Annotated in this window: 20 protein-coding genes and 1 tRNA gene; 17 read left to right on the top strand and 4 right to left on the bottom strand. The window is 70.9% G+C overall.

Going from position 1 to position 21918, the window contains the following annotated elements; genetic code table 11:
* The first annotated feature begins 74 nt into the window (after nt 1-74).
* The 14 genes from recF (at nt 75) to AWQ70_RS10745 (ending at nt 16241) form a co-directional block, all read left to right on the top strand.
* Nucleotides 75-1256, top strand: a complete 1182-nt coding sequence (recF, locus tag AWQ70_RS10810; RefSeq protein WP_067173740.1) for a DNA replication/repair protein RecF — start codon at nt 75-77, stop codon at nt 1254-1256.
* A gap of 157 nt (nt 1257-1413) precedes the next feature.
* Nucleotides 1414-1899 (top strand): DciA family protein, encoded by a 486-nt coding sequence (locus AWQ70_RS10805; RefSeq protein ID WP_067173737.1) that lies wholly within the window; start codon nt 1414-1416, stop codon nt 1897-1899.
* Nucleotides 1900-2188: 289 nt separating this feature from the next.
* Complete coding sequence (gene gyrB, locus AWQ70_RS10800; protein WP_084516800.1) at nt 2189-4132, top strand: DNA topoisomerase (ATP-hydrolyzing) subunit B; 1944 nt, start codon at nt 2189-2191, stop codon at nt 4130-4132.
* 13 nt (nt 4133-4145) lie between these two features.
* Entirely contained in the window at nt 4146-6647 is a 2502-nt protein-coding gene (gene gyrA / locus AWQ70_RS10795; RefSeq protein WP_067173731.1) for a DNA gyrase subunit A, read from the top strand.
* Nucleotides 6644-7573 (top strand): DUF3566 domain-containing protein, encoded by a 930-nt coding sequence (locus tag AWQ70_RS41105; protein WP_306303398.1) that lies wholly within the window; start codon nt 6644-6646, stop codon nt 7571-7573. The genes gyrA and AWQ70_RS41105 overlap by 4 nt, the downstream gene beginning before the upstream one ends.
* A 146-nt stretch (nt 7574-7719) precedes the next feature.
* Nucleotides 7720-7793 (top strand) — tRNA-Ile (locus tag AWQ70_RS10785).
* 671 nt (nt 7794-8464) lie between these two features.
* Nucleotides 8465-8995 (top strand): SRPBCC domain-containing protein, encoded by a 531-nt coding sequence (locus AWQ70_RS10780; protein ID WP_067173728.1) that lies wholly within the window; start codon nt 8465-8467, stop codon nt 8993-8995.
* A gap of 32 nt (nt 8996-9027) precedes the next feature.
* Entirely contained in the window at nt 9028-9702 is a 675-nt protein-coding gene (locus AWQ70_RS10775) for a TenA family protein (RefSeq protein WP_067173727.1), read from the top strand.
* Nucleotides 9703-9892: 190 nt separating this feature from the next.
* Nucleotides 9893-10942 carry an iron-siderophore ABC transporter substrate-binding protein gene (locus AWQ70_RS10770; RefSeq protein WP_067173724.1) on the top strand — a complete coding sequence of 350 codons (1050 nt, stop codon included), beginning with the start codon at nt 9893-9895 and terminating at the stop codon, nt 10940-10942.
* Nucleotides 10943-10959: 17 nt separating this feature from the next.
* Nucleotides 10960-12015 (top strand): FecCD family ABC transporter permease, encoded by a 1056-nt coding sequence (locus AWQ70_RS10765; protein WP_067173721.1) that lies wholly within the window; start codon nt 10960-10962, stop codon nt 12013-12015.
* The gene (locus tag AWQ70_RS10760; protein ID WP_067173718.1) at nt 12012-13064 is read left to right on the top strand and encodes a FecCD family ABC transporter permease; all 1053 of its coding nucleotides are present in this window, start codon (nt 12012-12014) and stop codon (nt 13062-13064) included. Before AWQ70_RS10765 ends, AWQ70_RS10760 begins: the two co-directional genes overlap by 4 nt.
* Nucleotides 13061-13876, top strand: coding sequence for an ABC transporter ATP-binding protein (locus AWQ70_RS10755; protein WP_067173715.1), 816 nt, complete (start codon nt 13061-13063; stop codon nt 13874-13876). Before AWQ70_RS10760 ends, AWQ70_RS10755 begins: the two co-directional genes overlap by 4 nt.
* A 183-nt stretch (nt 13877-14059) precedes the next feature.
* Nucleotides 14060-15019, top strand: coding sequence for an RNA polymerase subunit sigma-70 (locus tag AWQ70_RS10750; protein ID WP_067173712.1), 960 nt, complete (start codon nt 14060-14062; stop codon nt 15017-15019).
* A gap of 64 nt (nt 15020-15083) precedes the next feature.
* Entirely contained in the window at nt 15084-16241 is a 1158-nt protein-coding gene (locus tag AWQ70_RS10745) for a serine hydrolase domain-containing protein (RefSeq protein WP_067173708.1), read from the top strand.
* A 168-nt stretch (nt 16242-16409) separates the two neighbouring features.
* Here AWQ70_RS10745 and AWQ70_RS10740 read toward each other — a convergent pair whose 3' ends face one another.
* On the bottom strand, nt 16410-17102 hold the full coding sequence (locus tag AWQ70_RS10740; RefSeq protein WP_067173705.1) for a rhodanese-like domain-containing protein: 693 nt from the start codon (nt 17100-17102) through the stop codon (nt 16410-16412).
* Nucleotides 17103-17962: 860 nt separating this feature from the next.
* On the opposite strand from AWQ70_RS10740, the gene AWQ70_RS10735 reads away from it, so the two are divergent.
* The 3 genes from AWQ70_RS10735 to AWQ70_RS10725 all read left to right on the top strand — a co-directional run bounded on the left by AWQ70_RS10735 (nt 17963) and on the right by AWQ70_RS10725 (nt 19691).
* Entirely contained in the window at nt 17963-18322 is a 360-nt protein-coding gene (locus AWQ70_RS10735) for a DUF3140 domain-containing protein (RefSeq protein WP_067173702.1), read from the top strand.
* Between the two features lie 278 nt (nt 18323-18600).
* Nucleotides 18601-18870 carry a DUF6343 family protein gene (locus tag AWQ70_RS10730; protein WP_067173699.1) on the top strand — a complete coding sequence of 90 codons (270 nt, stop codon included), beginning with the start codon at nt 18601-18603 and terminating at the stop codon, nt 18868-18870.
* Complete coding sequence (locus tag AWQ70_RS10725) at nt 18867-19691, top strand: MBL fold metallo-hydrolase (protein WP_067173696.1); 825 nt, start codon at nt 18867-18869, stop codon at nt 19689-19691. The genes AWQ70_RS10730 and AWQ70_RS10725 overlap by 4 nt, the downstream gene beginning before the upstream one ends.
* 129 nt (nt 19692-19820) lie before the next feature.
* Here the strand turns inward: AWQ70_RS10725 and AWQ70_RS10720 are convergent, their stop codons facing one another.
* The 3 genes from AWQ70_RS10720 to AWQ70_RS10710 all read right to left on the bottom strand — a co-directional run bounded on the left by AWQ70_RS10720 (nt 19821) and on the right by AWQ70_RS10710 (nt 21854).
* Nucleotides 19821-20030, bottom strand: coding sequence for a DUF2795 domain-containing protein (locus tag AWQ70_RS10720; protein WP_067173691.1), 210 nt, complete (start codon nt 20028-20030; stop codon nt 19821-19823).
* Nucleotides 20031-20114: 84 nt separating this feature from the next.
* Nucleotides 20115-20411 (bottom strand): hypothetical protein, encoded by a 297-nt coding sequence (locus AWQ70_RS10715; RefSeq protein WP_067173688.1) that lies wholly within the window; start codon nt 20409-20411, stop codon nt 20115-20117.
* Between the two features lie 93 nt (nt 20412-20504).
* Nucleotides 20505-21854 carry an alpha-lytic protease prodomain-containing protein gene (locus AWQ70_RS10710; protein WP_067173685.1) on the bottom strand — a complete coding sequence of 450 codons (1350 nt, stop codon included), beginning with the start codon at nt 21852-21854 and terminating at the stop codon, nt 20505-20507.
* Nucleotides 21855-21918: the final 64 nt, after the last annotated feature.

The raw sequence follows: 21918 nt of genomic DNA, 5'->3' as shown, positions 1-21918 counted from the left end.
GGAGCGCGCGGGGCGTGACGGCGGCGGAGTTCGTCGCCCCGCGGGCGGTCACCCGCAGGGACTAGCCTTTCGGGGTGCGTGTGTGCCACCTGTCCCTGACCGACTTCCGGTCCTATCCCTCGGCCGAGATCGCCCTCGACCCGGGGGTGACGGCGTTCGTCGGCCCCAACGGGCACGGCAAGACCAACCTGGTCGAGGCGATCGGGTACGTCGCGACGCAGTCGAGCCACCGCGTCGCCACCGACGCCCCGCTGGTGCGGCACGGCGCCGAGCGCGCGATCGTGCGCGCGCTCGTCGCGCGGGACGACCGCCGGGCGCTCGTCGAGCTGGAGATCAATCCCGGCCGGGCCAACCGGGCGCGGGTGAACCGCTCCCCCGTCCCCCGGCCGCGTGAGGCGCTCGGCCTGCTGCGCACCGTCCTGTTCGCCCCCGAGGACCTCGCTCTGGTGAAGGGCGACCCCTCGGAACGGCGCCGCTTCCTCGACGACCTGCTCGTGGCGCGCGCCCCCCGTTTCGCCGGGGTCCGCGCCGACTACGACCGCGTGCTCAAGCAGCGCAACACGCTGCTGCGCACGGCCGCGGCGACCAGGCAGGGGCGGCGGCGGAGCGCGCGCAGGCAGGACGACGAGGCGGCGTTCGCGTCGGCGGGCGCCGGAGACCTGCTGAGCACGCTCGACGTCTGGGACACCCATCTCGTACGGCACGGCGCGGAGTTGCTGGCCGCCCGGTTGGATCTGGTCGAGGCGCTGCGCCCGCTGGCCGCCAAGGCGTACGCGACGCTGGCGCCGGCGTCGGCCGCGGCGGATCTGGAATACCGGACCGGCGTGAAGTTGCCCACAGGCTGTGGATGGTCTCGGGAGATTCTCGAAGAGGCGTTGCGGGCCGGCCTGGCCGAGGCGCGGCAGTCGGAGCTGGAACGCGGCGTGACCCTGGTGGGGCCGCACCGCGACGATCTGCACCTGGCGTTGGGCGAGCTGCCCGCGCGCGGGTACGCGAGCCACGGCGAGTCGTGGTCGTTCGCGCTGGCGCTGCGGCTGGCCGCGTACGACCTGCTCAGGGCGGACGGCGGCGATCCGGTGCTGATCCTGGACGACGTGTTCGCCGAGCTGGACGGCCACCGCCGGACCCGGCTGGCCGAGATCGTCGCGCCGGCCGAGCAGGTGCTGATCACGGCGGCGGTGCCGGACGACGTCCCCGCCGAGCTGGCCGGCGCGCGGTTCGACGTGACGGAAGGGAACGCGACCCGTGTCCGATGAGTTTCCACAGGCACCTGACCTGTTCGGGGCGCGGCGGGGAAGTAACCGAGGAACGCCCGCAGCGAGGGACGAGCGAGGACGTGACGAGGGCACGAGCCGCCTCGAAAGCGCCCCGAACCGCGCGAGCGAAGCGAGCGCCGTAAGCACAGCGAGTGCCATGAACACTGCCGCCAAAGGGGCGGCGCTGGCGCGGGAGAAGCTGGCCCAGGCGAAGGCGGACGCGGCGAGGCGGGGGCAGCTCCCGCGCAGCGAGCCGCGCCGCCGGTCCTCCGGGCAGCGTCGGGACGCCGGCGATCCACAACCCTTCGCGAAGGCGATCAGAGACCTGCTCGCCGACCGCGGCTGGGAGCGGCCGGTGGCGATGGGCGGCGTGTTCGGCCGCTGGCACGAGATCGTGGGACCCGACCTGGCCGCGCACACGAAGCCGGAGTCCTTCGAGGACGGAGAGGTGGTCGTGGCGGCCGACTCCACCGCGTGGGCCACGCAGGTGCGGCTGCTCGCGGCCACGCTGGTCAGGCGGCTGAACGAGGAACTCGGCGACGGCACGGTCAAGCGCGTGAGGGTGCGCGGCCCGGGGGCGGGGCCGCGACAGGGCGGGTTGCGCGTCCGCGGCGGCCGCGGACCCCGCGACACCTACGGCTAGGCTCCATAATTGCGCCTGAGCGACTGACCCCCTTCCCTAAGGGGGGGTCCCTGAAAACATGATCGTCGCGCTACAGGGCATCACAGCGGCCGTCATTGCCACGTAAGTGCTGTGGGCGCAGTAGAATGGACGCGGACTCAAGGACACGTCCGCTTGCGCGTCACCCCGGTTCGAGGCCGGTTTTCCTCTGGGTGATCGCACGGGGCTTATTCACGACGGTGACGGGCACGGCAGGGGCAGCCAGCAGAGGTCTCGCTCGCCACGTGTCCGCGGCAGGAGGATTTCGCACTTGTCCTACGACGCTAGCTCTATCACCGTTCTCGAAGGTCTGGAAGCGGTCCGCAAGCGCCCCGGCATGTACATCGGCTCGACGGGCGAGCGCGGTCTCCACCACCTGGTCTACGAAGTTGTGGACAACTCGGTCGACGAGGCCCTGGCGGGGTACTGCGACACCATCGAGGTCACGCTCCTCGCGGACAACGGCGTGAGGGTCGTCGACAACGGCCGTGGCATCCCCGTCGGCGAACACCCTGTGGAAAAGCGGCCCGCGGTCGAGCTCGTGCTCACCACGCTGCACGCCGGCGGCAAGTTCGACAGCAAGTCGTACGCCGTCTCCGGCGGTCTGCACGGCGTGGGCGTCTCCGTGGTGAACGCGCTGTCCACACGGCTGGATGTGGAGATCCGCACCGACGGCCACCACTGGTCGCAGACGTACGAGCGGTCCAGGCCGACCGGTCCGCTGCGCAAGGGCGAGGCGACCGACGAGACCGGCACCTCGATCACTTTCTGGGCCGACGACGACATCTTCGAGACCACCACCTGGAACTTCGAGACGCTCTCGCGCCGGTTCCAGGAGATGGCCTTCCTCAACAAGGGCCTGACGATCACCATCAGGGACGAGCGGCCCGACCACGTCAACGGCGAGCCGGTCGTCGCGACGTACTACTACGAGGGGGGCCTGTCCGACTTCGTCGGCCACCTCAACAAGAAGAAGGAGCCCATCCACAGCTCCGTCATCGACTTCGAGGAGCACGGAGAGGGCATCTCGGTCGAGATCGCCATGCAGTGGAACTCCTCGTACTCGGAGTCGGTCTACACCTTCGCCAACACGATCAACACCGCGGAGGGCGGCACCCACGAGGAGGGCTTCCGCGCCGCGCTGACCAGCATCGTCAACCGGTACGCGCGCGAGCAGAGGTTCCTCAAGGAGGGCAAGGACGACAACCTCACGGGTGACGACATCCGCGAGGGCCTCACCGCGATCATCTCGGTGAAGCTGGCCGACCCGCAGTTCGAGGGCCAGACCAAGACCAAGCTCGGCAACACCGAGGCGAAGTCGTTCGTGCAGAAGGCGTGCAACGACCACCTGCGCGACTGGTTCGAGCGCAACCCCGGCGAGGCCAAGGAGATCATCAACAAGTCGCTCCAGGCCTCACGCGCCCGCATCGCGGCGCGCCAGGCGCGCGACCTCACCCGGCGCAAGTCGCTGCTGGAGAGCGGGAGCGGCCTGCCGGGCAAGCTGGCCGACTGCCAGTGGTCCGAGCCGGAGAAGTGCGAGCTGTACATCGTCGAGGGCGACTCGGCCGGCGGCTCGGCGAAGGGCGGCCGGGATCCCAAGTTCCAGGCGATCCTCCCCCTGCGCGGCAAGATCCTGAACGTCGAGAAGGCGCGCATCGACCGGGTCCTCAAGAACGCCGAGGTCCAGGCGATGATCACCGCGCTCGGCACCGGCGTCCACGACGAGTTCGACATCTCCAAGCTCCGCTATCACAAGCTGATCCTCATGGCCGACGCCGACGTCGACGGCCAGCACATCACCACCCTGCTGCTGACGCTGCTGTTCCGCTTCATGCGGCCGCTGATCGAGGCAGGGCACGTCTACCTTTCCCAGCCACCGCTGTACAAGATCAAGTGGGACCGCAAGGGCGAGGACGCGTCGTACGCGTTCTCCGACCGGGAGCGCGACGCGACCATCGAGGACGGCATCGCGCGCGGCAAGCGCGACCCGCGCCTGCACGACGGCGTCCAGCGCTTCAAGGGTCTCGGCGAGATGAACGCCCAGCAGCTGTGGGAGACCACGATGAACCCGGACAGCCGGATCCTCCTCCAGGTGACGCTCGACGACGCCGCGCAGGCGGACGAGCTGTTCACCGTCCTGATGGGCGAGGACGTGGAAGCCCGCAGGAACTTCATCATTCGCAACGCCCGTGACGTCCGCTTCCTCGACGTGTAAGGACTGACTTTTCGTGACGGAAGTGAACACTCCGCCTGGACCGCCCGCTGACCGCATCGAACCTGTGGACATCCAGTCCGAGATGCAGCGCAGCTACATGGACTACGCGATGTCGGTCATCGTGTCGCGTGCCCTGCCCGACGTGCGCGACGGCCTCAAGCCGGTGCACCGCCGGGTCCTGTACGCGATGTTCGACGGCGGCTACCGGCCCGACCGGGGATATTTCAAGTGCTCCCGCGTCGTCGGCGACGTCATGGGCTCCTACCACCCGCACGGCGACACGTCGATCTACGACGCCGTCGTACGGCTCGCGCAGCCCTGGTCGCTGCGCTACCCGCTGGTCGACGGCCAGGGCAACTTCGGCTCGCCGGGCAACGACCCGGCCGCCGCGATGCGGTACACCGAGTGCCGCCTCGCGTCGATCGCCATGGAGATGCTCAGGGACATCGACAAGGAGACCGTCGACTTCCAGCCCAACTACGACGGGCGGTCGCAGGAGCCGGTCGTCCTGCCGTCGCGGTTCCCCAACCTCCTGGTCAACGGCTCCGCCGGCATCGCCGTCGGCATGGCGACGAACATCCCGCCGCACAACCTGCGCGAGGTCGTCGCCGGCGTGAAGTGGAGCCTGGAGAACCCCGAGGCGAGCGACGAGGAGCTGCTCGAAGCCCTCATCGCCCGCGTCAAGGGCCCCGACTTCCCGACCGGCGCGCTCATCGTCGGCCGCAGGGGCATCGACGACGCGTACCGCACCGGCCGCGGCTCGATCACCATGCGGGCGATCGTGGAGGTCGAGGAGGACGCCAAGGGCCGGCAGTGCCTGGTCGTGACGGCCCTGCCGTACCAGGTGAACCCGGACAACCTCGCCCTGACCATCGCCGAGCTGGTCAAGGACGGCCGGATCACCGGCATCGCGGACGTCCGCGACGAGACCTCCTCGCGCACCGGCCAGCGGCTCGTGATCGTGCTCAAGCGCGACGCCGTCGCCAAGGTCGTGCTGAACAACCTGTACAAGCACACCCAGCTCCAGACCACGTTCGGCGCGAACATGATCGCGCTGGTGGACGGCGTGCCGCGCACGCTGCGGCTCGACCAGTTCGTCAAGTACTACATCGAGCACCAGGTCGAGGTCGTCGTCCGGCGGACCCGGTTCCTGCTGCGCAAGGCCGAGGAACGCGCGCACATCCTGCGCGGCCTGCTCAAGGCACTCGACCGGATGGACGAGGTCATCGCCCTCATCCGGCGGTCGCCGTCGGCGGCCGAGGCCCAGGGCGGCCTGATGACGCTGCTGGAGATCGACCAGGTCCAGGCGCAGGCCATCCTCGACATGCAGCTCCGGAAGCTGGCCGCCCTCGAACGGCAGCAGATCCAGGACGAGTACGACGGCCTGATGGCGCAGATCGCCGACTACCAGAGCATCCTCGCCTCGCCGGAGCGGCAGCGGTCCATCGTCTCCGAGGAGCTCGGCGAGATCGCCGCCAAGTTCGGCGACGAGCGCAAGACGGAGATCATCGCGTACGAGGGCGACATGTCCATCGAGGACCTGATCGCCGAAGAGGACATGGTCGTCACGATCACCCGTGGCGGGTACGCCAAACGCACCAACATGGACCTCTACCGCGCGCAGAAGCGCGGCGGCAAGGGCGTCAGGGGCGCGCAGCTCCGCCAGGACGACATCGTCGAGCACTTCTTCGTGACCACCACGCACCACTGGCTGCTCGCCTTCACCAACAAGGGGCGGGTCTACCGGGTCAAGGCGTACGAGCTGCCGGACTCGGGCAGGGACGCCCGCGGGCAGCACCTGGCGAACCTGCTCGCCATGCAGCCGGACGAGCACGTCATGGAGATCCTCGACCTGCGCGACTACAACGTGGCGCCGTATCTGGTGCTGGCGACGCGCAGCGGCCTGGTGAAGAAGACGCGGCTCGCCGAGTACGACTCGCCGCGCTCCGGCGGTCTGATCGCGATCAACCTGCGCGAGGACGACGAGGTGATCGCAGCCCGGCTCGTCTCGGAGACCGACGACCTGCTGCTCGTCTCCAAGAACGCCCAGTCCATCCGGTTCACCGCCTCGGACGAGGCGCTCCGCCCGATGGGCCGCGCCACCAGCGGCGTGATCGGCATGCGGTTCATCGACGGCGACGAGCTTCTCGCGATGAACGTGATCAGTGACGGTGAGGACGTGCTGGTCGCGACCGAGGGCGGCTATGCAAAGCGGACGCCAGCGAGTCAATATCCGGTTCAGGGCCGCGGAGGCAAGGGTGTGCTGACGGCGAAAATCGTCAGCGCTCGTGGCAAGCTGGTCGGAGCCGTCATGGTTCGTCCGGAGGACGAGGTTTTCGCGATCACCTCTGCCGGTGGAGTGATCCGGACCAGTGCCGGTGAGATCAAGCAGTCCGGCCGGCAGACCATGGGTGTGCGCCTGATGAACCTCGCCGAAGGCGACAGCGTCGTGGCCCTCGCCAGGAATGCCGAGTCGTTGGAGACCGACGAAAACGGGGCAGGAGACGAGGCATGAGCAACTCCAGCGGCGGGAACGCGGCCGGCGCGCCCAAGAAGAAGTCCGGAGGCGCCCGTCCCGCCTCCTCACCCATGCGGGATCAGGTGACCGAGCGGGTCGGCGAAAGCGGTAACGTCGCTGGGGTGGCGCGAGATGCTGATGATGTGACACCTCCGGGCAAGGACGGCAAGCCCGGGGACACCGTCCGCGTCCGGCCCGGGGGGCCGGAGCAGTCCTGGAAGCCGTCCGGCGACGGAGGCGCGCCGCGTCCCGGGGGCCCGGGTTCGGGCCCCCAGCGGCCGGGCGGCAACCCCGGCCCCGGCAACCCGGCCCAGGGCGGTCCCGGTGCGAACGGTCCCGGTTCCGGTGGCCCTGGCGCGAAGGGGCCGGGTGCGGGTGGTTCCGCTCCCGGCAGGCAGGTCGCCGGTCCCGGCCCGACCGCCGCCTACCCCCGGCCCGCCATGGGCTCGGCGCCCAAGCCGGGGGCGGCCGCGGCCTCCCCGTCCGAGTCCGCCATACGGACCGATCCGGCCCCGGACGGCAAGCCCGGGATCCGCGCTCCGCGCAAGGCCCACCTGGTGCTGCGCCGGGTGGAGCCGTGGTCGGCGATGAAGTTCAGCTTCGTCCTGTCGCTGGTCTGCTTCGTGGTGCTGTTCGTCGCCGTGGCCGTGCTGTACGGCGTGCTCTCGGCGCTCGGTGTCTTCGACACCATCACCGACATGGTCACCCAGCTCACCTCCGGCGACGGCGGCAAGGCGACGAGTGACCTCGCCAAGAGCATCGAGGGGTGGTTCGACCCCGTCCGCATCCTCGGCTACACGGCGCTGCTCGGTGCGGTCAACGTCGTCCTCATCACCGCTCTGTCCACGCTGGGCGCGGTCATCTACAACCTGTCGTCCAGCCTCGTCGGCGGCGTCGAGGTCACCTTCAGCGAGGCCGAGTAGCGCGTTCCGGTACGGCTGCCGCTCCCGGCGGTGGCCGTACCGGCCGGCGGCACGACCAGCCCTCCGGACACGGTAAGCTTTCTCTCGTTCGAGCAACGGAATTCGCCTCCGTCCTGCGGATGGGGTAACGTTCGTTGCACGCACGAGGGGCTATAGCTCAGTCGGTTAGAGCGCTTCCCTGATAAGGAAGAGGTCCCAGGTTCAAGTCCTGGTAGCCCCACCCGATCAAAGGCAACTTCCGTTCTCCGGGGGTTGCCTTTTTTGATCTTCTGTGACCCTCCGCGCCATGACGGACCCTTCGTACGGTCAGGGAAGCGCGGTGGGGTGGCACTCGTCGAAATCCACTCAGGGCGAGAGCCGTACAGCAGGAGGCGCATTAGTCGGTCGGCGTGCGGAACTTCTTGGTCAGTAGTTTCGCCGAAGCGCCCAATAACGCGATGAACCCGCCCTTGTTTGCCACAGTTCCCATGCTTTCGACGGATCTGGTCGCCGGCAACATTCAGTCCCAGGGCATGTTCGTGCTCATGGGGATCAAGGGCGACGCTTGGCGGCCCGTCGCTGGATGTTCGGAGAGCCGGCCACGGTGGCGCTTCTTGAGGGCATCATGTTCCGCACAGGTGGGCGTGCCTCCGCCATCCGGGTGGCGCTCGGATCCGGCGGGCTGTGAAACCTGATCCAGCGGTTCGGATGGTGGCCGCGTGGCGAGTGGGCGGAGGGCGGGCACTCGGGCCACTGTCGGTCCCGGAGCTCGCCCAGTGCTTTTAGATCAAGGCCCCCGCCGGGATCAGCGTGCTGTTCCATCCGGCGAGCGGGCGGACGGACCATGGGGATGAGAGCGGAGCCTCCGGAGAGACGGGTGTCGGCCGCTCAGGACGGACAGGGGGAAGCGGGATGACCGACGGCACCATCGAGCGTCACGGTGAAGAGCTCACCTTCCGGTACGAGCGCCTCCTGGCGCGGCCTCTCGACGTGGTGTGGCGCGCCGTCACCGATCCGGCGGAGATCGAGCGATGGTCGGGCACTGGCACTGAGCTGGACCTCCGTCCGGGAGGGCTTCTCGTCTCCCAGCACAAGGGCGGTCATCGTGTGGTGGATCGTGTCCTGCGGGTGGAGCCGCCGCGCCTGTTCGAGCACACCTATTTCGAGGACGTCAATCCCAGCGCCGTCGTCACCTGGCGGATCGACGCGGCCCCGACCGGCGCGCTGCTCGTCCTCACCCACAGGCTGCGCATGGACGACATCCGGGCGGCCGCCGCGACCATCGCGGCGGGCGACGACCTGACCACCATCCTCTCCCGCAACGCCGCCGGCTGGCATCACATCCTCGACCTGATCGAGTCGCGTCTGAGCGGTGAGACGCTGGACTGGTCGCCGCGGGACCAGGAGGCGCTGCGGCAGCGCTACGCGACGCTGGTCGGGTAGCCGCTGGAGGGCGACTTGAGACGATGCCAGTCATGACGTCTTTCACCTCATACGCCGACTGGTGCGCGGCCGGGGGGCATACCCGGTTCAGCGAGTGGCTGCGCGCGTCGAGCGAGCCCGACTGGACCGCCGTGGTCACGCATCCGTTCGCCGCCGCGATCCTGCGCGGCGAGGCCGACATGCGCCGGTACCTCGTGCAGGACTTCCAGTTCGTGGACGCCTTCACGGCGTTGCTCGGCGCGGCCGTGGCGGCCGCGGACACCTTCGAGGCGCGCGTCCCCGTCGCCCGGTTCCTCGGGCTCACCGTGGCCGACGCCGAGCGCGGCTACTTCCACCGGGCGCTCGCGGCTCTCGGCGAGGACCCGGCATCCCCCGTGACGCCGGAGCCGGTCACGGTCGAGTTCCGCGCGTTGATGGACGAGGCCCGCCACGGTCAGTCGTACGCGCGGATCATCGCGGTGCTGTGCGTCGCGGAGTGGACGTACCTGGGCTGGGCGGAACGCGCGGTCGATCCGCTCCCCGAGGACTTCGTGTACCGGGAGTGGATCGACCTGCACAGTGGCCCGGCCTTCGAGGGCTGGGTGGGATTCCTGCGCGGGGAACTGGACCGGATCGGCCCGGCGCTCTCGGAGGCCGAGCAGGGCGGGGTCCTGGACGTCTTCCGGCGCGCGACCGACCTGGAGCGCCGCTTCTTCGACATGGCCTGATCGGGACGGGGCGGCCGGGTAAGGCGAGGGTAGATTGAAAACCCGACATTTCATAGGTTAGCCTTACCTAAGCTGCTCTAGTTCAGGTGATGACCTGCGCAGTCTCAGCATGGGCTCGTCCCCGGGCCCTTCCCTTTCTCCTGTGATGGTGGGGAAAGGCCGCGCGGTCCAGGAGAAACAGGGAACACCCATGTCGTTCAGCTTGTCCCGCGTGCGTCGCCGTGCGCTCACCCTCTCGGCCATCGCCGCCACGGCCGTCCTGGCGCTCGGCGGCTGTTCGGCAGCGGAGAAGGAGCCCGCCGCGGCAGCGCCGGCGAAGACCGAGAGCACCGCGTTCCCGGTGACGGTCGACAGCGCCCTCGGCCAGGCGACGATCCCCGAGGCGCCCAAGCGCATCGTCACCCTCGGGCAGGGGTCGACCGAGACCGTGATCGCGCTCGGACAGATCCCGGTCGGCATCGAGAGCTACGCGTGGGGCAGCGACAAGACCGGCTATCTGCCGTGGATCCACGAGGCGGTGACCAAGGCCGGCGGCACGCTGCCGAAGCAGTTCGACGGCGGTGAGGACATCGACTACGACACGATCGTCGAGCTCGACCCCGACCTGATCCTGGCGCCGTGGTCCGGCATCACACAGGAGCAGTACGACATCCTCAAGGACATCGCGCCCACCGTCGCGTACCCGGGCCTGCCGTGGAGCACGAAGTGGGACGAGCAGATCAAGATCGTGGCGAAGGCGATGGGCCGGTCGGCCGACGGTGAGAACCTCATCGCCCAGGTGAGGAAGCAGCTCGCCGACGCCGCAGCGAGCCGCCCGCAGTACAAGGGCGTGACGTTCTCCTACATCTACACGAGCGGCCCCGGCACCCTGGGCGTGTTCAAGCCGGAGGAGCAGCGCGTCGAGATGGTGTCGTCGCTCGGGCTCACCGTCGACCCGGTGGTGAACTCCTTCGAGGAGACCAAGGGCACCGCCTCCGCCCTGATCGGGCTGGAGAACGCGCAGAAGCTCGAGGGCAGCGACCTGCTCTTCACGTTCTACACGGACGAGAAGACCCGCAAGGAGATCGAGGCGCAGAAGCTGTACGCGGCCATCCCGGCGGTCAAGCGCGGCGGTGTCGTGGCCAGTGACGACACCTCGTTCGTCACCGCGTCGTCGATCATCAACCCGCTGACCGTGCCGTGGGTGATCGACCGCTATCTGCCGCTGATCGACAAGGCCGTCGCGACCATCGACCGCTGAGAACCGTCCAGCCCCGCATGGTCACCGGCACCGGCACCCCGCCGCGTGAGGCCGGCGCGAAGCGCCCCGGCCCCACGCGGCGGCCGTCGTTCCCGCTCATCGGGCTCATCGGGCTCGTCGCGGTCGTCGTGCTCGGGCTCGCGGTGTTCGCGAGCGTCGCCTTCGGCAGCCGCCCCACGTCGATCTCGGAGGTCCTCGCCGTGCTGAACGGCACCGCGGACCCCGGCGTCGCCACGGTCGTCGAGAGCCGTTATCCGCGGACCGCGCTCGGCGTGTTCGCCGGCCTCTGCCTCGCCGTCGCCGGAACGCTCATGCAGGGGGTGACGCGGAACCCGCTCGCCGACCCCGGTCTGCTCGGCATCACCTCCGGCGCGGCGGCGGGGATCGTCACGGCCACCGCCTTCCTGGGCGCGTCGGGTCAGTGGGCCGGCGTGTGGTGGGCGCTGGCCGGGGCCCTCCTCGCCGGTCTCCTCGTCCACGTCATCGGCGCCGCGGGCTCCGGAGCCGGTCTGGTACGGCTCGTCCTCGCCGGGGCCGTCGTCTCGGCGGTGCTGACGGCGTACGTGCAGGCGGTGACCCTGGGCAAGCCGCGCGTCTTCGACAGCTACCGCTACTGGGTGGTCGGCGCCCTCGGCGGGCGGGACTTCGACGTCCTGGGGGCGGTCCTTCCGCCGGCCGTGCTCGGCCTCCTCGTCGCCGTGCTGCTGAGCCCGGCGCTCAACACGCTCGCCCTCGGCGACGAGTCCGCGTCCGCGTTGGGGGCCAACCCGGCCCTGACCCGTACGGGCGGGCTCGTCGCGGCGGTGCTGCTGAGCACGGCGGCGACCGCCGCCGTCGGGCCCATCGCGTTCGTCGGCCTGGCGGTGCCGCACATCGTGCGGGCGCTCGTCGGCGTGGACTTCCGGCTGCGGATCGTGTTCTCGGCGGTCGTCGGCCCTGCCCTGCTGCTCCTGGCCGACGTCGTGGGCCGGCTGGTCCTGCGGCCGCAGGAGCTGATGGTCGGCGTCGTGACCGCGTTCGTCGGGGCTCCGGCGCTGCTGCTCGCCGTACGCAGGATGAAGGGCGCCTCATGACACCCATCCGCGCCGTCTCCCCGCGCGGAGTCGTCACATTCGGCCGAGCCGTGGCGATCCCGGTCGGGCGCGCGTCCGTCGTCGTCGTGATCGTCACGGTGGCGCTGATCGTCGTGGCCGCGGTCGCCACCCTGTCCCTCGGCCGGCTCGGCATCCCCCTCGCGGACCTGCCCGGGGCCGTCTTCGGAGGCGCGGAGGGGAAGGAGGCGTTCGTGCTCGAACGCCTGCGCGGGCCCCGATTGGCCGTCGCCGTGGGAACGGGGGCCGCGCTCGGGCTGTCGGGCGCGCTGTTCCAGACCGTCACCCGCAACCCTCTCGGCAGCCCCGACGTGATCGGACTGTCCGCGGGCGCCGGGGCGGGAGCCGCCGTCGTCGCGCTGTTCCTGCCCGGCGTGCTGCCGGTGCCCGTCGGCGCCCTGGTCGGCGCCGTGGGGGCCATGGCCCTGCTCTACGTGTCCACCGGCACCGGGTTCCGCAACCCTGGGCGTCTCATCGTCGCCGGCATCGGCGTCACCGCCGTCTCGACGGCGTTCACCCAGTACGTCGTGTACGCCGTCGAGCGGGACCGGGCCACCGCTCTCACCGCGTACCTCAACGGCAGTCTCGCGGCGCGCTCCTGGGAGCACGCCGCCACGATCTGGGCGGTCCTCCTCGTCGTGGCGCCCCTGGTCGTGCTCGTGGCGGGCCGCCTCGTCATCGGGGAGATGGGCGACGAGGTCGCCGCCGCGCTCGGGGCCGAACCGGCGCGCACCAGAGCCGTGTCCGTCGTGCTGTCGGTGGTGCTCTCCGCGGGGGCCGTGTCCGTCGCCGGCCCCGTCGCCTTCATCGCCCTGACGGCTCCGCAGATCGCCCGGCGGCTGACCGGCGGGCCCGGCCCTCATCTGGTGTCGGCCGCGCTGGTCGGCGCGCTTCTGCTGGTGCTCGCCGATCTCGCCGCGCAGCAGTCGCCCGTCCCCGGGAACCTGCCGGTCGGCATCTACACGCTGGCCGTGGGCGGCCTCTACCTCGGCTATCTGCTGACCCGCGAATGGAGGAAGGGAAGCCTATGAACACCCCGTCAGGTGCGAGTGGTCTGGTCGCCGAGGGTGTCACGATCTCGTACGGGGCCGTCCCGGTCGTGCGCGACGTCAGCCTCAGGATCCCGGACGGCGGGTTCACGATGATCATCGGGCCGAACGGGTGCGGCAAGTCGACCATGATCAAAGCGTTCGCCCGCGGGCTGCGGCCGGCCGGCGGGCGCGTCATGCTGCACGGCAGGGACATCTGGTCGTACCGGGGCAGGGAGGCGGCCCGCCGGGTCGCCCTCCTGCCGCAGAATCCGATCGCCCCGGACGGGATCAGTGTTCGCGGACTGCTGCGGCGCGGCCGCTACCCGCACCACACCCTGCTCCGCCAGTGGTCCCCCGACGACGACGCGGCGATCGGTTTCGCCCTCGAACGCACCGGCCTGAACGACCTCGCGGAGGCGCAGGTCGGCGAACTCTCCGGCGGTCAGCGGCAGCGCGCGTGGATCGCCATGGTGCTCGCGCAGCAGACGGACCTGCTGCTCCTCGACGAGCCGACCACCTTTCTCGACATCGCGCACCAGTACGAGCTGCTGGAGCTCTGCCGGGAACTGCGCGACGAAGGCAAGACGATCGTCGCCGTGCTGCACGACCTGAACCAGGCGTGCCGCTACGCCACGCATCTGGTCGCCATGCGGGCGGGAAGGATCGTCGCCGAGGGCGCCCCCGCCGAGATCGTCACCCCGGCCCTGGTCGAGGAGGTCTTCGACCTGCGGTGCGAGATCGTCCCCGACCCGCAGACGGGGACGCCGATGGTCGTCCCGGAGGACCGGCGAAGGGCGGCCGCCGCCACCTGATCGCGGTCCCGTCGCGAGTTGTCCACAGGCTGTGCATCGACCGGGAACGACGTGCCGCGCGTGCGGCATGCTTTCCACAACCGCGCGGCGTGCGCGGGCGGCGCGCTTCCCACCCCATGCGGTGCGTACGCGTGCTTACCTGGATGACTCGACGGCATGCCGGGCGGGATGGGAGCGGATCGGATGACGGTGATGGAGGGTTTCGGGGCGCGGGTCGAGGAGCACCGGCGCGAGCTGCACATTCACTGCTATCGGATGCTCGGCTCCTTCGACGAGGCCGAGGACCTGGTGCAGGAGGTGTTCCTGCGGGCCTGGCGGCGCCGGGAGGCGCTGCGGGACGAGTCCGGCCTGCGCGCCTGGCTGTACCGGATCGCCACCAACGCGTGCCTGGACCATCTCAGGGCGCATCCCCGCACTCCGCAGCCGCGCTCCGCCCCGGCCGCGGCCGATCCGGGGATCGAGGCGCCCGCCTCCGGTGCGGTCCCCTGGCTCCAGCCGTACCCGGACGTGCTGCTGGACGCGGCCGACGAGGTGATCGACCGCGAGACGATCGAGCTGGCCTTCCTGGTGGCGATCCAGCACCTGCCGCCCCGGCAGCGTGCCGTGCTGATCCTGCGCGACGTGCTCGGCTGGTCGGCGCAGGAGACCGCCGAGTCGCTCGATCTCACCGTCGCCGCCGTGAAGAGCGCCCTGCAGCGGGCCAGACCGGCCATCAAGGAGCACCTGCCGGAGCGGCGGCTGGAGTGGGCCGCGACGGCCGAGCCCACCGCCGAGGAGCGCGCGGTCCTGCGGCGCTACATGGACGCGGTCGAACGGGCCGATCCGTCCATCCTGCCGGGCATCCTCCGGGCGGACGTGTGGCAGTCCATGCCGCCCGAGCCGATCTGGATCCTCGGACGTGAGTCGTTCGTGGCGTCGTGGACACCGGCGATGGTGGGTCCCGAGGCGTGGGGCGAGTGGCGGATGCTGCCCGCTCGTGCCAACCGGCAGCCGGCCGCGGCGGCGTACCTCCGCAGGCGCGGCGAGTCCGGCTTCTCGCCGTCCTGGCTGGGCGTGCTGCGCGTCGAGGACGGCCTGGTCACACAGGTCACGACGTACGGAGGCGAGGTGTTCCCGCGGTTCGGCCTGCCTGCCGCGCTCTGATGACCGATTCCTTTTTCGCGCCGCTCTCGTCTCATGAGGGAGCCAACGAGAGAGAGGAACCACAATGGCGGATCTTCAGCGGGACGTGCAGGACGCGATCGACGAACTGGTCGCGTCGGGAGCCGAGCGCGGGGTGCAGGTCGCGGTCTGTCGGCGCGGGGTGCTCGTGGTCGACGCGGTCGCGGGTGTCGCCGATCCGGAGGCGGCTCGCGTCTTCACCTCCGACACCCCGGTCTACGCCACCTCGACGGGCAAGGGGGTGACGGCGGCCGTCGTCCACGTGCTGGCCGAGCGCGGCGCCCTCGACTACGACACGCCCATCGCGGACGTCTGGCCCGAGTTCGCGGCTCGTGGCAAGGGCAAGGCGACCGTACGGCATGCCCTGACGCACGCGACCGGTGTGCCCGGGCTTCCCGTCGGCACCACACCCGAGGACCTGTGCGACTGGGACGCGACGTGCGCGGTCATCGCGAACGCCGTGCCGTGGTGGGAGCCGGGCACCCGCTCCGGTTACCACCCCCAGACGTACGGCTACATCCTGGGCGAGGTCGTGCGCCGGGTGACCGGAAAGGCGATCTCGCAGGTTCTCCGGGAGGAGGTCGCCGGGCCGCTCGGAGTGGCGGACGAACTCTTCTTCGGGGTCCCGGCGTCGGAGCTCCACAGATTGGCCAGGATCGAGGACGCCCCGTTCCCCATGATGGAGCCGTCCGCCGAGACCCCGGAGGGAGCGCAGGAGGAGGGGGTCACTGAGATGGCCGCTGAGATGATGGCGGAGATCCCGTTCTTCCGCGTCGTGGACGGCTACACGGCGGCTCCGATGGCGGCGCTTCCGGACGCGGCGTTCAGCAACCGCTCGGACGTGCTGACCTCGGACATCCCGGCGGGGGCGACGATGACGGCCCGCGCGGTGGCCCGCCTGTACGACGCGCTCCTGAACGGGACGCTGGTCTCCCCCGCCCGGCTGGCGGAGCTGTCCTCGGCGGCGGTCACAGGCGTGGACGAGGTCACCGGCGCGCCGGCCACCTGGGGGCTCGGCTACACGATCGGCCTGACCGAGGCACTCGCGGACCCCAGCCTGTTCGGCATGGCCGGCAGCGGCGGCACCGCCGCCTTCGCCGACACCGCCACGGGTCTCAGCGTCGGCGTGATGAAGAACCGCGCCTCCGCGGGCGACTTCACCACCGTCGAACGGATCGCCCGGATAGTGCTCCAGGCCGGTTGACCGCGGTCTGCCCGGCACCGCCGTCCGTGTGAGCCGGGCGGCGGGGCCGGAGTGGGGATGAGCGGCGTCTTGCCCCTGGGCAGGGCGCGTCAAGGGGAACGTGGGCGTGATGATGCAGCGCCGGCCGTCCTCATAGCGACCACCACGATCACGAAGTGCACCTGAGCGCTATCCCTGGTCGGGTTCGGACTCGGGGGCTCGGACGGCGTCGAGGACGAACAGGCCGACCAGGGTGCCGTCGGGATGGGTCACCACCATCTGGTGAACCTTGTGCCGGTCCATGCGCCGGACCAGGGGCTCCATGTCCTCGCTGAGCCGTACGGTGGTGACGCCGACGCGCATGGCCTGTTCGGCGGTCGCACCGGCCGGCACGTCCTTCAGCTCGGCCGGGCCGATCACGCCCTGGACGAGGCGGTCCCTGTCGACCACCACGGCGAGCCCGGCCGGGTCGGCGATGATCCGCTCGGCCACCTCGTCCACCGGGTCGTCGAGATAGGCGATCACCGGGTCACGCCGTACGGCCTGGGCGACCATAACGGCGTGCCCGTCGAAGGGCAGCCCGGCGGCGATCCAGTCCATCTTGCCCTCGGCGTAGTCGTGGACCCGGTCGAAGCCGAGGCGTTCGAGCCGGCGGGCGGCGCGCGGGCTCATGTCGCACATCCGGTCGTGGCAGTAGACGATCACGGGCCGGCTGGCGTCCAGCCTGGCGGCCGTCTCCTCGTCGAGGTCCGCGAGCGGCAGATGCGCGGCGCCGGGGAGATGCGCCCACTCGTACTCTTCCAGGGGCAGCACCTCGACGAGCTGGGCCTCATGGCGGGCCAGCAGGTTCTGTACGGCGTCGCGGTCGATCGTGTGCACCATGCGTCTGCCCTACCCGCCGTGCGGCACATGGCACGTGTCCCCCGCTCGTCGCGGCGGGGGCCTGCCGCTGTCGCGCGGCCGGGTTGTGGGAAGGGCGCCGGCTCCTTACGGCAGGGGCGGGTCCTGCCGCTGTCGCGCGGGCGGTTGCAGGAAGGGCGCGGGCTCCTTCGGGCCCCGGCACGGCTGCTTGATCGCTTGCACCGATCGAACGGGCCGTGTCGGCTGAGAACCGGAGCTGAGCAGGAGCCGCTTGACTCAGGTGAAGACCCGCACGGCCGCGGCGCCTAACTGGGCAAGGGAAGGCGACCGGGTGCCGCGGTGGCTGCGTGTCCTGGTCGGGCAAGGGATGGGGACTGGAGGGCGCGGTGGCTGTATGTCCCTGCCTGGCAGGGGACCGGGTGGTGCGGTGGCTGCATGTCCCAGCCTGGCGGGAGAAGGCGACCTGGTGGTACCGGGTGGCGCGGCCGCTTCGGCCGGCACCCCGCATCCCTCTGAATTTCGGAGGCCGGGGAACAAAGCCGGATGGCCGGTGGTTACATCCATCGTGGCCGGTGTGCAGGTGTCCCCGGGCCTCACCTAATTCAGCCTTCGCGGACTACCGTTCGGCTGGAGCCGCGTTGTGCCTTTCGCCGAGAGGCGACCCGGCACCGGTTACGCACACGTCGAGACCCCGTCAGGAGCATCCTGGCGGGGTCTCGTCTTTCTCCGCGCCCGCACCATTCCTCCGGGCCCCTCCGCCGGTCTCCCGGCCCCGGACCCCCTCCCCCGGACCCCTTCCCCGGACCCTCTTCGCCGGTCTCCCGGCCCCCGGCATCGGTGGGGCGCTCGCGGGTAGACGAGCCTGGTCGAAGGGGGGACTCATGACCGATCGCTCCGACCCCGAGGTGGACCTGCTCTGGGAGGAGTTCCACGAGGTGGTCAACATGACGTCGGCGGAGCTGCGCTCCTGGCTGCTCACCTCCGCGTCGGGTGAGAACGCCTTTCCGGCCGAACCGGACCTGGGCGTCCAGGAGTTGGGGCGTGGCGTCCTGCACGTGCTCGGCAAGCGCAAGGTCGACCTGACCGACGAGGACGTCGTGGTGATGCGCCGTGTCGTCGACTTCGTGCGGGAGAAGGTGGCGGCGGCTCCGGCCGCGGCGGCCAGGGACGACCAGTGGCGGCACACGCTGATGTCGGTGGGCCACGATCCCCTCGGACCCACCCCATCCGCAGAATCCTGACGTGGTCCAAAAGCCGACGCGGTCCGCAAGCCGACGCCGTCCAAAGCCGATGTGGTCCAAGGGCTGACGCGGTCCAAGGGCTGACGCGGTTCGAGGGCGGCGCGGTTCAAGGGGCGGCGCGGTTCAAGGGGCGGCGCGGTTCAAGGGCTGGCGCGGTTAAAGGGCCGACGTTGGTGGGTGCCCGTAGGAGGCCGTACGAGCGGAGCCTGCGGCGCGGGCCGAGGGGCGCGGCGGCGGGCCGGGTGTCTCCCCCGCTTCCGGGGGAAGGGGACGACTTCATGTGGGGCAAGCGACGGGGCACCGAACCGATCGAGGCCCGAAGTGCGATCCGCGCCCGGGCGCTCCTCTCCGGGATCGCGCTGCCCATCGCGCTCACGGCAGCCGTCTTCTTCGGGTACGTCGCGGCCGCGACGGGAGAGAGGGTCTGGGCCGTGGAGTCCGGCATCGCCGCCTTCATCGCCCTGGTCGCGGCCATCGACCTGGTCGTCATCTGGGCCCGGGTCAGACGCAGCAGGAGAGCGGGAACGCGGAAATCGGGGGGACCATGACCGATCTGGACGATGTGAGCGTGTTCTTCGTCGGCAACGCCACCACCGTGATCCGGTGTGGCGGCTTCACGGTGCTGACCGATCCCAACTTCCTCCATCGCGGTCAGCGGGCCTATCTCGGCTACGGCCTGAGCTCGCGTCGGCGTACGGAACCGGCGATCGACGTCGGCGACCTGCCCGCGCTGGACGCGGTGGTGCTGTCGCACATGCATGGCGACCACTGGGACCGGGTGGCCCGCCGGGGACTGGACAGGGACGTGCCGATCATCACGACCCGGCAGGCCGCGCGGCGTCTCGTCCGGCAGGGGTTCGGACGGGCGCGGGGCATGGACACCTGGCAGCGGCACCTGATCCGGGGGGACGGGGGCCGGACGTTGTCGGTCACGGCGATGCCGGGCCGGCACGCGCGGGGGCCGATGGGGGCGGTGCTGCCTCCGGTCATGGGCAGCATGGTGGAGTTCGGCCACGGCGGCCGGGTGAACCTGCGGCTGTACATCAGCGGGGACACCATGATGATCCCCGAGCTGGCGGCCATCCCGCGGCGGTATCCCGACATCGATCTCGGGATCGTCCACCTCGGCGGGACGAAGATTCTCGGGGTGCTCGTGACCATGGACGGGCGGGAAGGTGTCGACTGGCTGCGCCTGATCGCTCCCGGGATCGCCGTTCCGATTCACTACGACGACTACGAGGCGTTCACCTCGCCGCTCGACGACTTCCGCCGCCGAGTGGATCGGGCGGGTCTCTCGGACCGTGTGCGCTACATCCACCGAGGTGAGACGCTGCGCCTGCCGGTGGCCGTGGCGGCCTCGCCCGCCTGACCACCTGATCATGCCGCCCGGTTCAGGCCCGCGCGTCCGGCCAGGCCCGCGCGTCCGGCCAGGCCCGCGCGTCCGGCCAGGCCCGCGGTCCGGCCAGGCCCGCCGGCCGGACTCCGGGTCCGCCGGTGCTCAGCGGCCGGGGCCGGTGTCGTCGCCGGCGACCGCCCGCATGACCTCGGCGGAGTTCGCGTACCGCCCGGCGGGCAGCTTGGTCAGCGCCGTCACGACGCTCTCGTCCGCACCCGTGCGCCTCGCGAAGCGGACGAGGTCCTCCCGGGTCCCCGGATAGGGGAAGGCCGAGAGGGTCTCGCTCACATGTACGGGATCAGCGGTGGCCACGGCATCTCCTCGACTCGTCGCAACCGGGGTCGCCCCCGCCTACCCCGGGTGTGACGTGTCATGCGCGCGCCGCCGGCGTTGATGTCAGGGAGTCGCGGGGGCGCGGCCGGGACGCCCGACCTCGGCGAGGACCCGCTCGATGCGGTCGGCCGCCGCGGTGATGTCGGCCACCGGGCCGATGGGAGTCTGCCAGGGGAACCAGAACCAGAGGTCGCCGTCCTCGTCCGGTGCGGTGAACACGCTCTCCGCCAGGGCGGGGGCGGCGACGTTGGTGACGTTCAGCATGGCGTGGCCCTCGCGGGCCCGGACGCGTACGGCGAAGCGCCGCTGCTCCAGCTCCGTGCCGAGTCGCTCCAGGTGGCCGACGGCGTCGATCGTCATGATGGTCCTCACTGTTCGAACCGTTGGTGGTACCAGGTGGGCGGGCCGGCCGCCGCGGTGGAGACGGCGGCCGGCGCGAGCCGTTTCGTGTGATCAGATCCGCTGCCAGAGGGCGGGCACGTTCGGGGGCTCCCACCCGGTAATCGACGTGTGCCCCTGGAGGCACCGGTAGGAGACGCCGCCGTAGGTCACCGTGGCGCCCGCCGCGTACGACGTGCCGGCCTGCCAGGTGGTGCCGCCGGGCGGGATGCTGGGGCTCGGGCTGGGGTTGCCGCCGCCGCCCTCGACCGTCAGCGTGAGGCCGTAGGTCGCGAGGATCTCGCCGACCGGCTGGAAGTAGGTGACACCGCCGCTGCCGCAGTTGCCGGTGCCGCCGGAGGTGACGCCCTGGGCCTGGTCGCCGGAGATGAACGACCCGCCGGAGTCGCCGGGCTCGGCGCAGACGTTGGTGCGGGTCACCTCGTAGACGGTGCCCTGCTGGTAGGTGACGCTGCTGTTGCGCTGCAGCACCGTGCCGCAGTGCCAGCCGGTGGTCGAGCCGGAGCGGCAGACGGACGCGCCCTCGATCGCCACGTTCGCGCCGCGCACGGGGAGGTTGGCGCCGTTGCTGTACACCCACGGCCGGGCGGTCCAGTTGCTGTTGGCCGCGACCCAGGCGTAGTCGTTGCCCGGGAAGGACGAGCCCTGGAAGGTGCCCTGGGCGACGCGGTTGTAGCCGCTGGTGGAGCTGCCGGTGGTGCCGCAGTGCCCGGCGGTGACGAATCCCTGCGTGGCGCCGCGGGTCACCGGGAAGCCGATCGAGCAGCGGGTGCCGCTGCCGATGTAGTACGCGTCGCCGCCGCGCAGGTCGTAGAGCGGCCGCGGCTGCTCGGCCGACTTCTCGACCCGTACGAGGGAGCGGTCGGCGCCGCTGGCGGCGACGAACGCCTCGGCCTTGGCGGGCTCGGAGGACAGCACGACGACGCTGTTGGTCCGCACGTCCACATACCAGACGGGTGCGGTGCCGGGGGCCTTGGCCGAGGCCCGGTCGAGGGCCTCCTTGGTGGCGTTCAGCGAGGCGAGGGAGTGCTTGACGACCTTGGCCTCGGCTCCCGTCGCCACGATGCCGGACACCGCGTTCGCGTCGGTGGTTGCGACCACGAGGGAGGCGGTGGGCCCGCTCAGCCAGGAGCCGCCGAAGTTGTCGGCGAGGCCCGCGCGCAGCGCCGCCTCGGTCTGGCCGGCCCGCTGCTCGTTGGCGAGGCGGGTCCGCGCCTGTTCGGCGCTGAGGCCGAGGTCGCGCTGCATCGCCTCGGCGACGCCGGGCGGCGGCTGCGGGGCGGGCTGGGCGGCGTACGTTTCCTGGCTGGGGGTCGAGGGCTGTGCGAGCGCCGTGGTGGCGGGGAAGGCCAGTGCGGCGACGGTGAGCGCGCAGCCCGCGATGACGGAGTGTCTGCGGAGCATGCCGTTTTCTCCTTGAGGGGGGTGGGGGATGCCCTCAAGGTAACGGCCATCACATATCCGGGGT

It is taken from the genome of Microtetraspora niveoalba (assembly GCF_001570405.1).
Classification (GTDB): domain Bacteria; phylum Actinomycetota; class Actinomycetes; order Streptosporangiales; family Streptosporangiaceae; genus Microtetraspora; species Microtetraspora niveoalba.
Note: the sequence above shows the minus strand (reverse complement) of the source record. Positions and strands in the feature narration are given on the sequence as shown.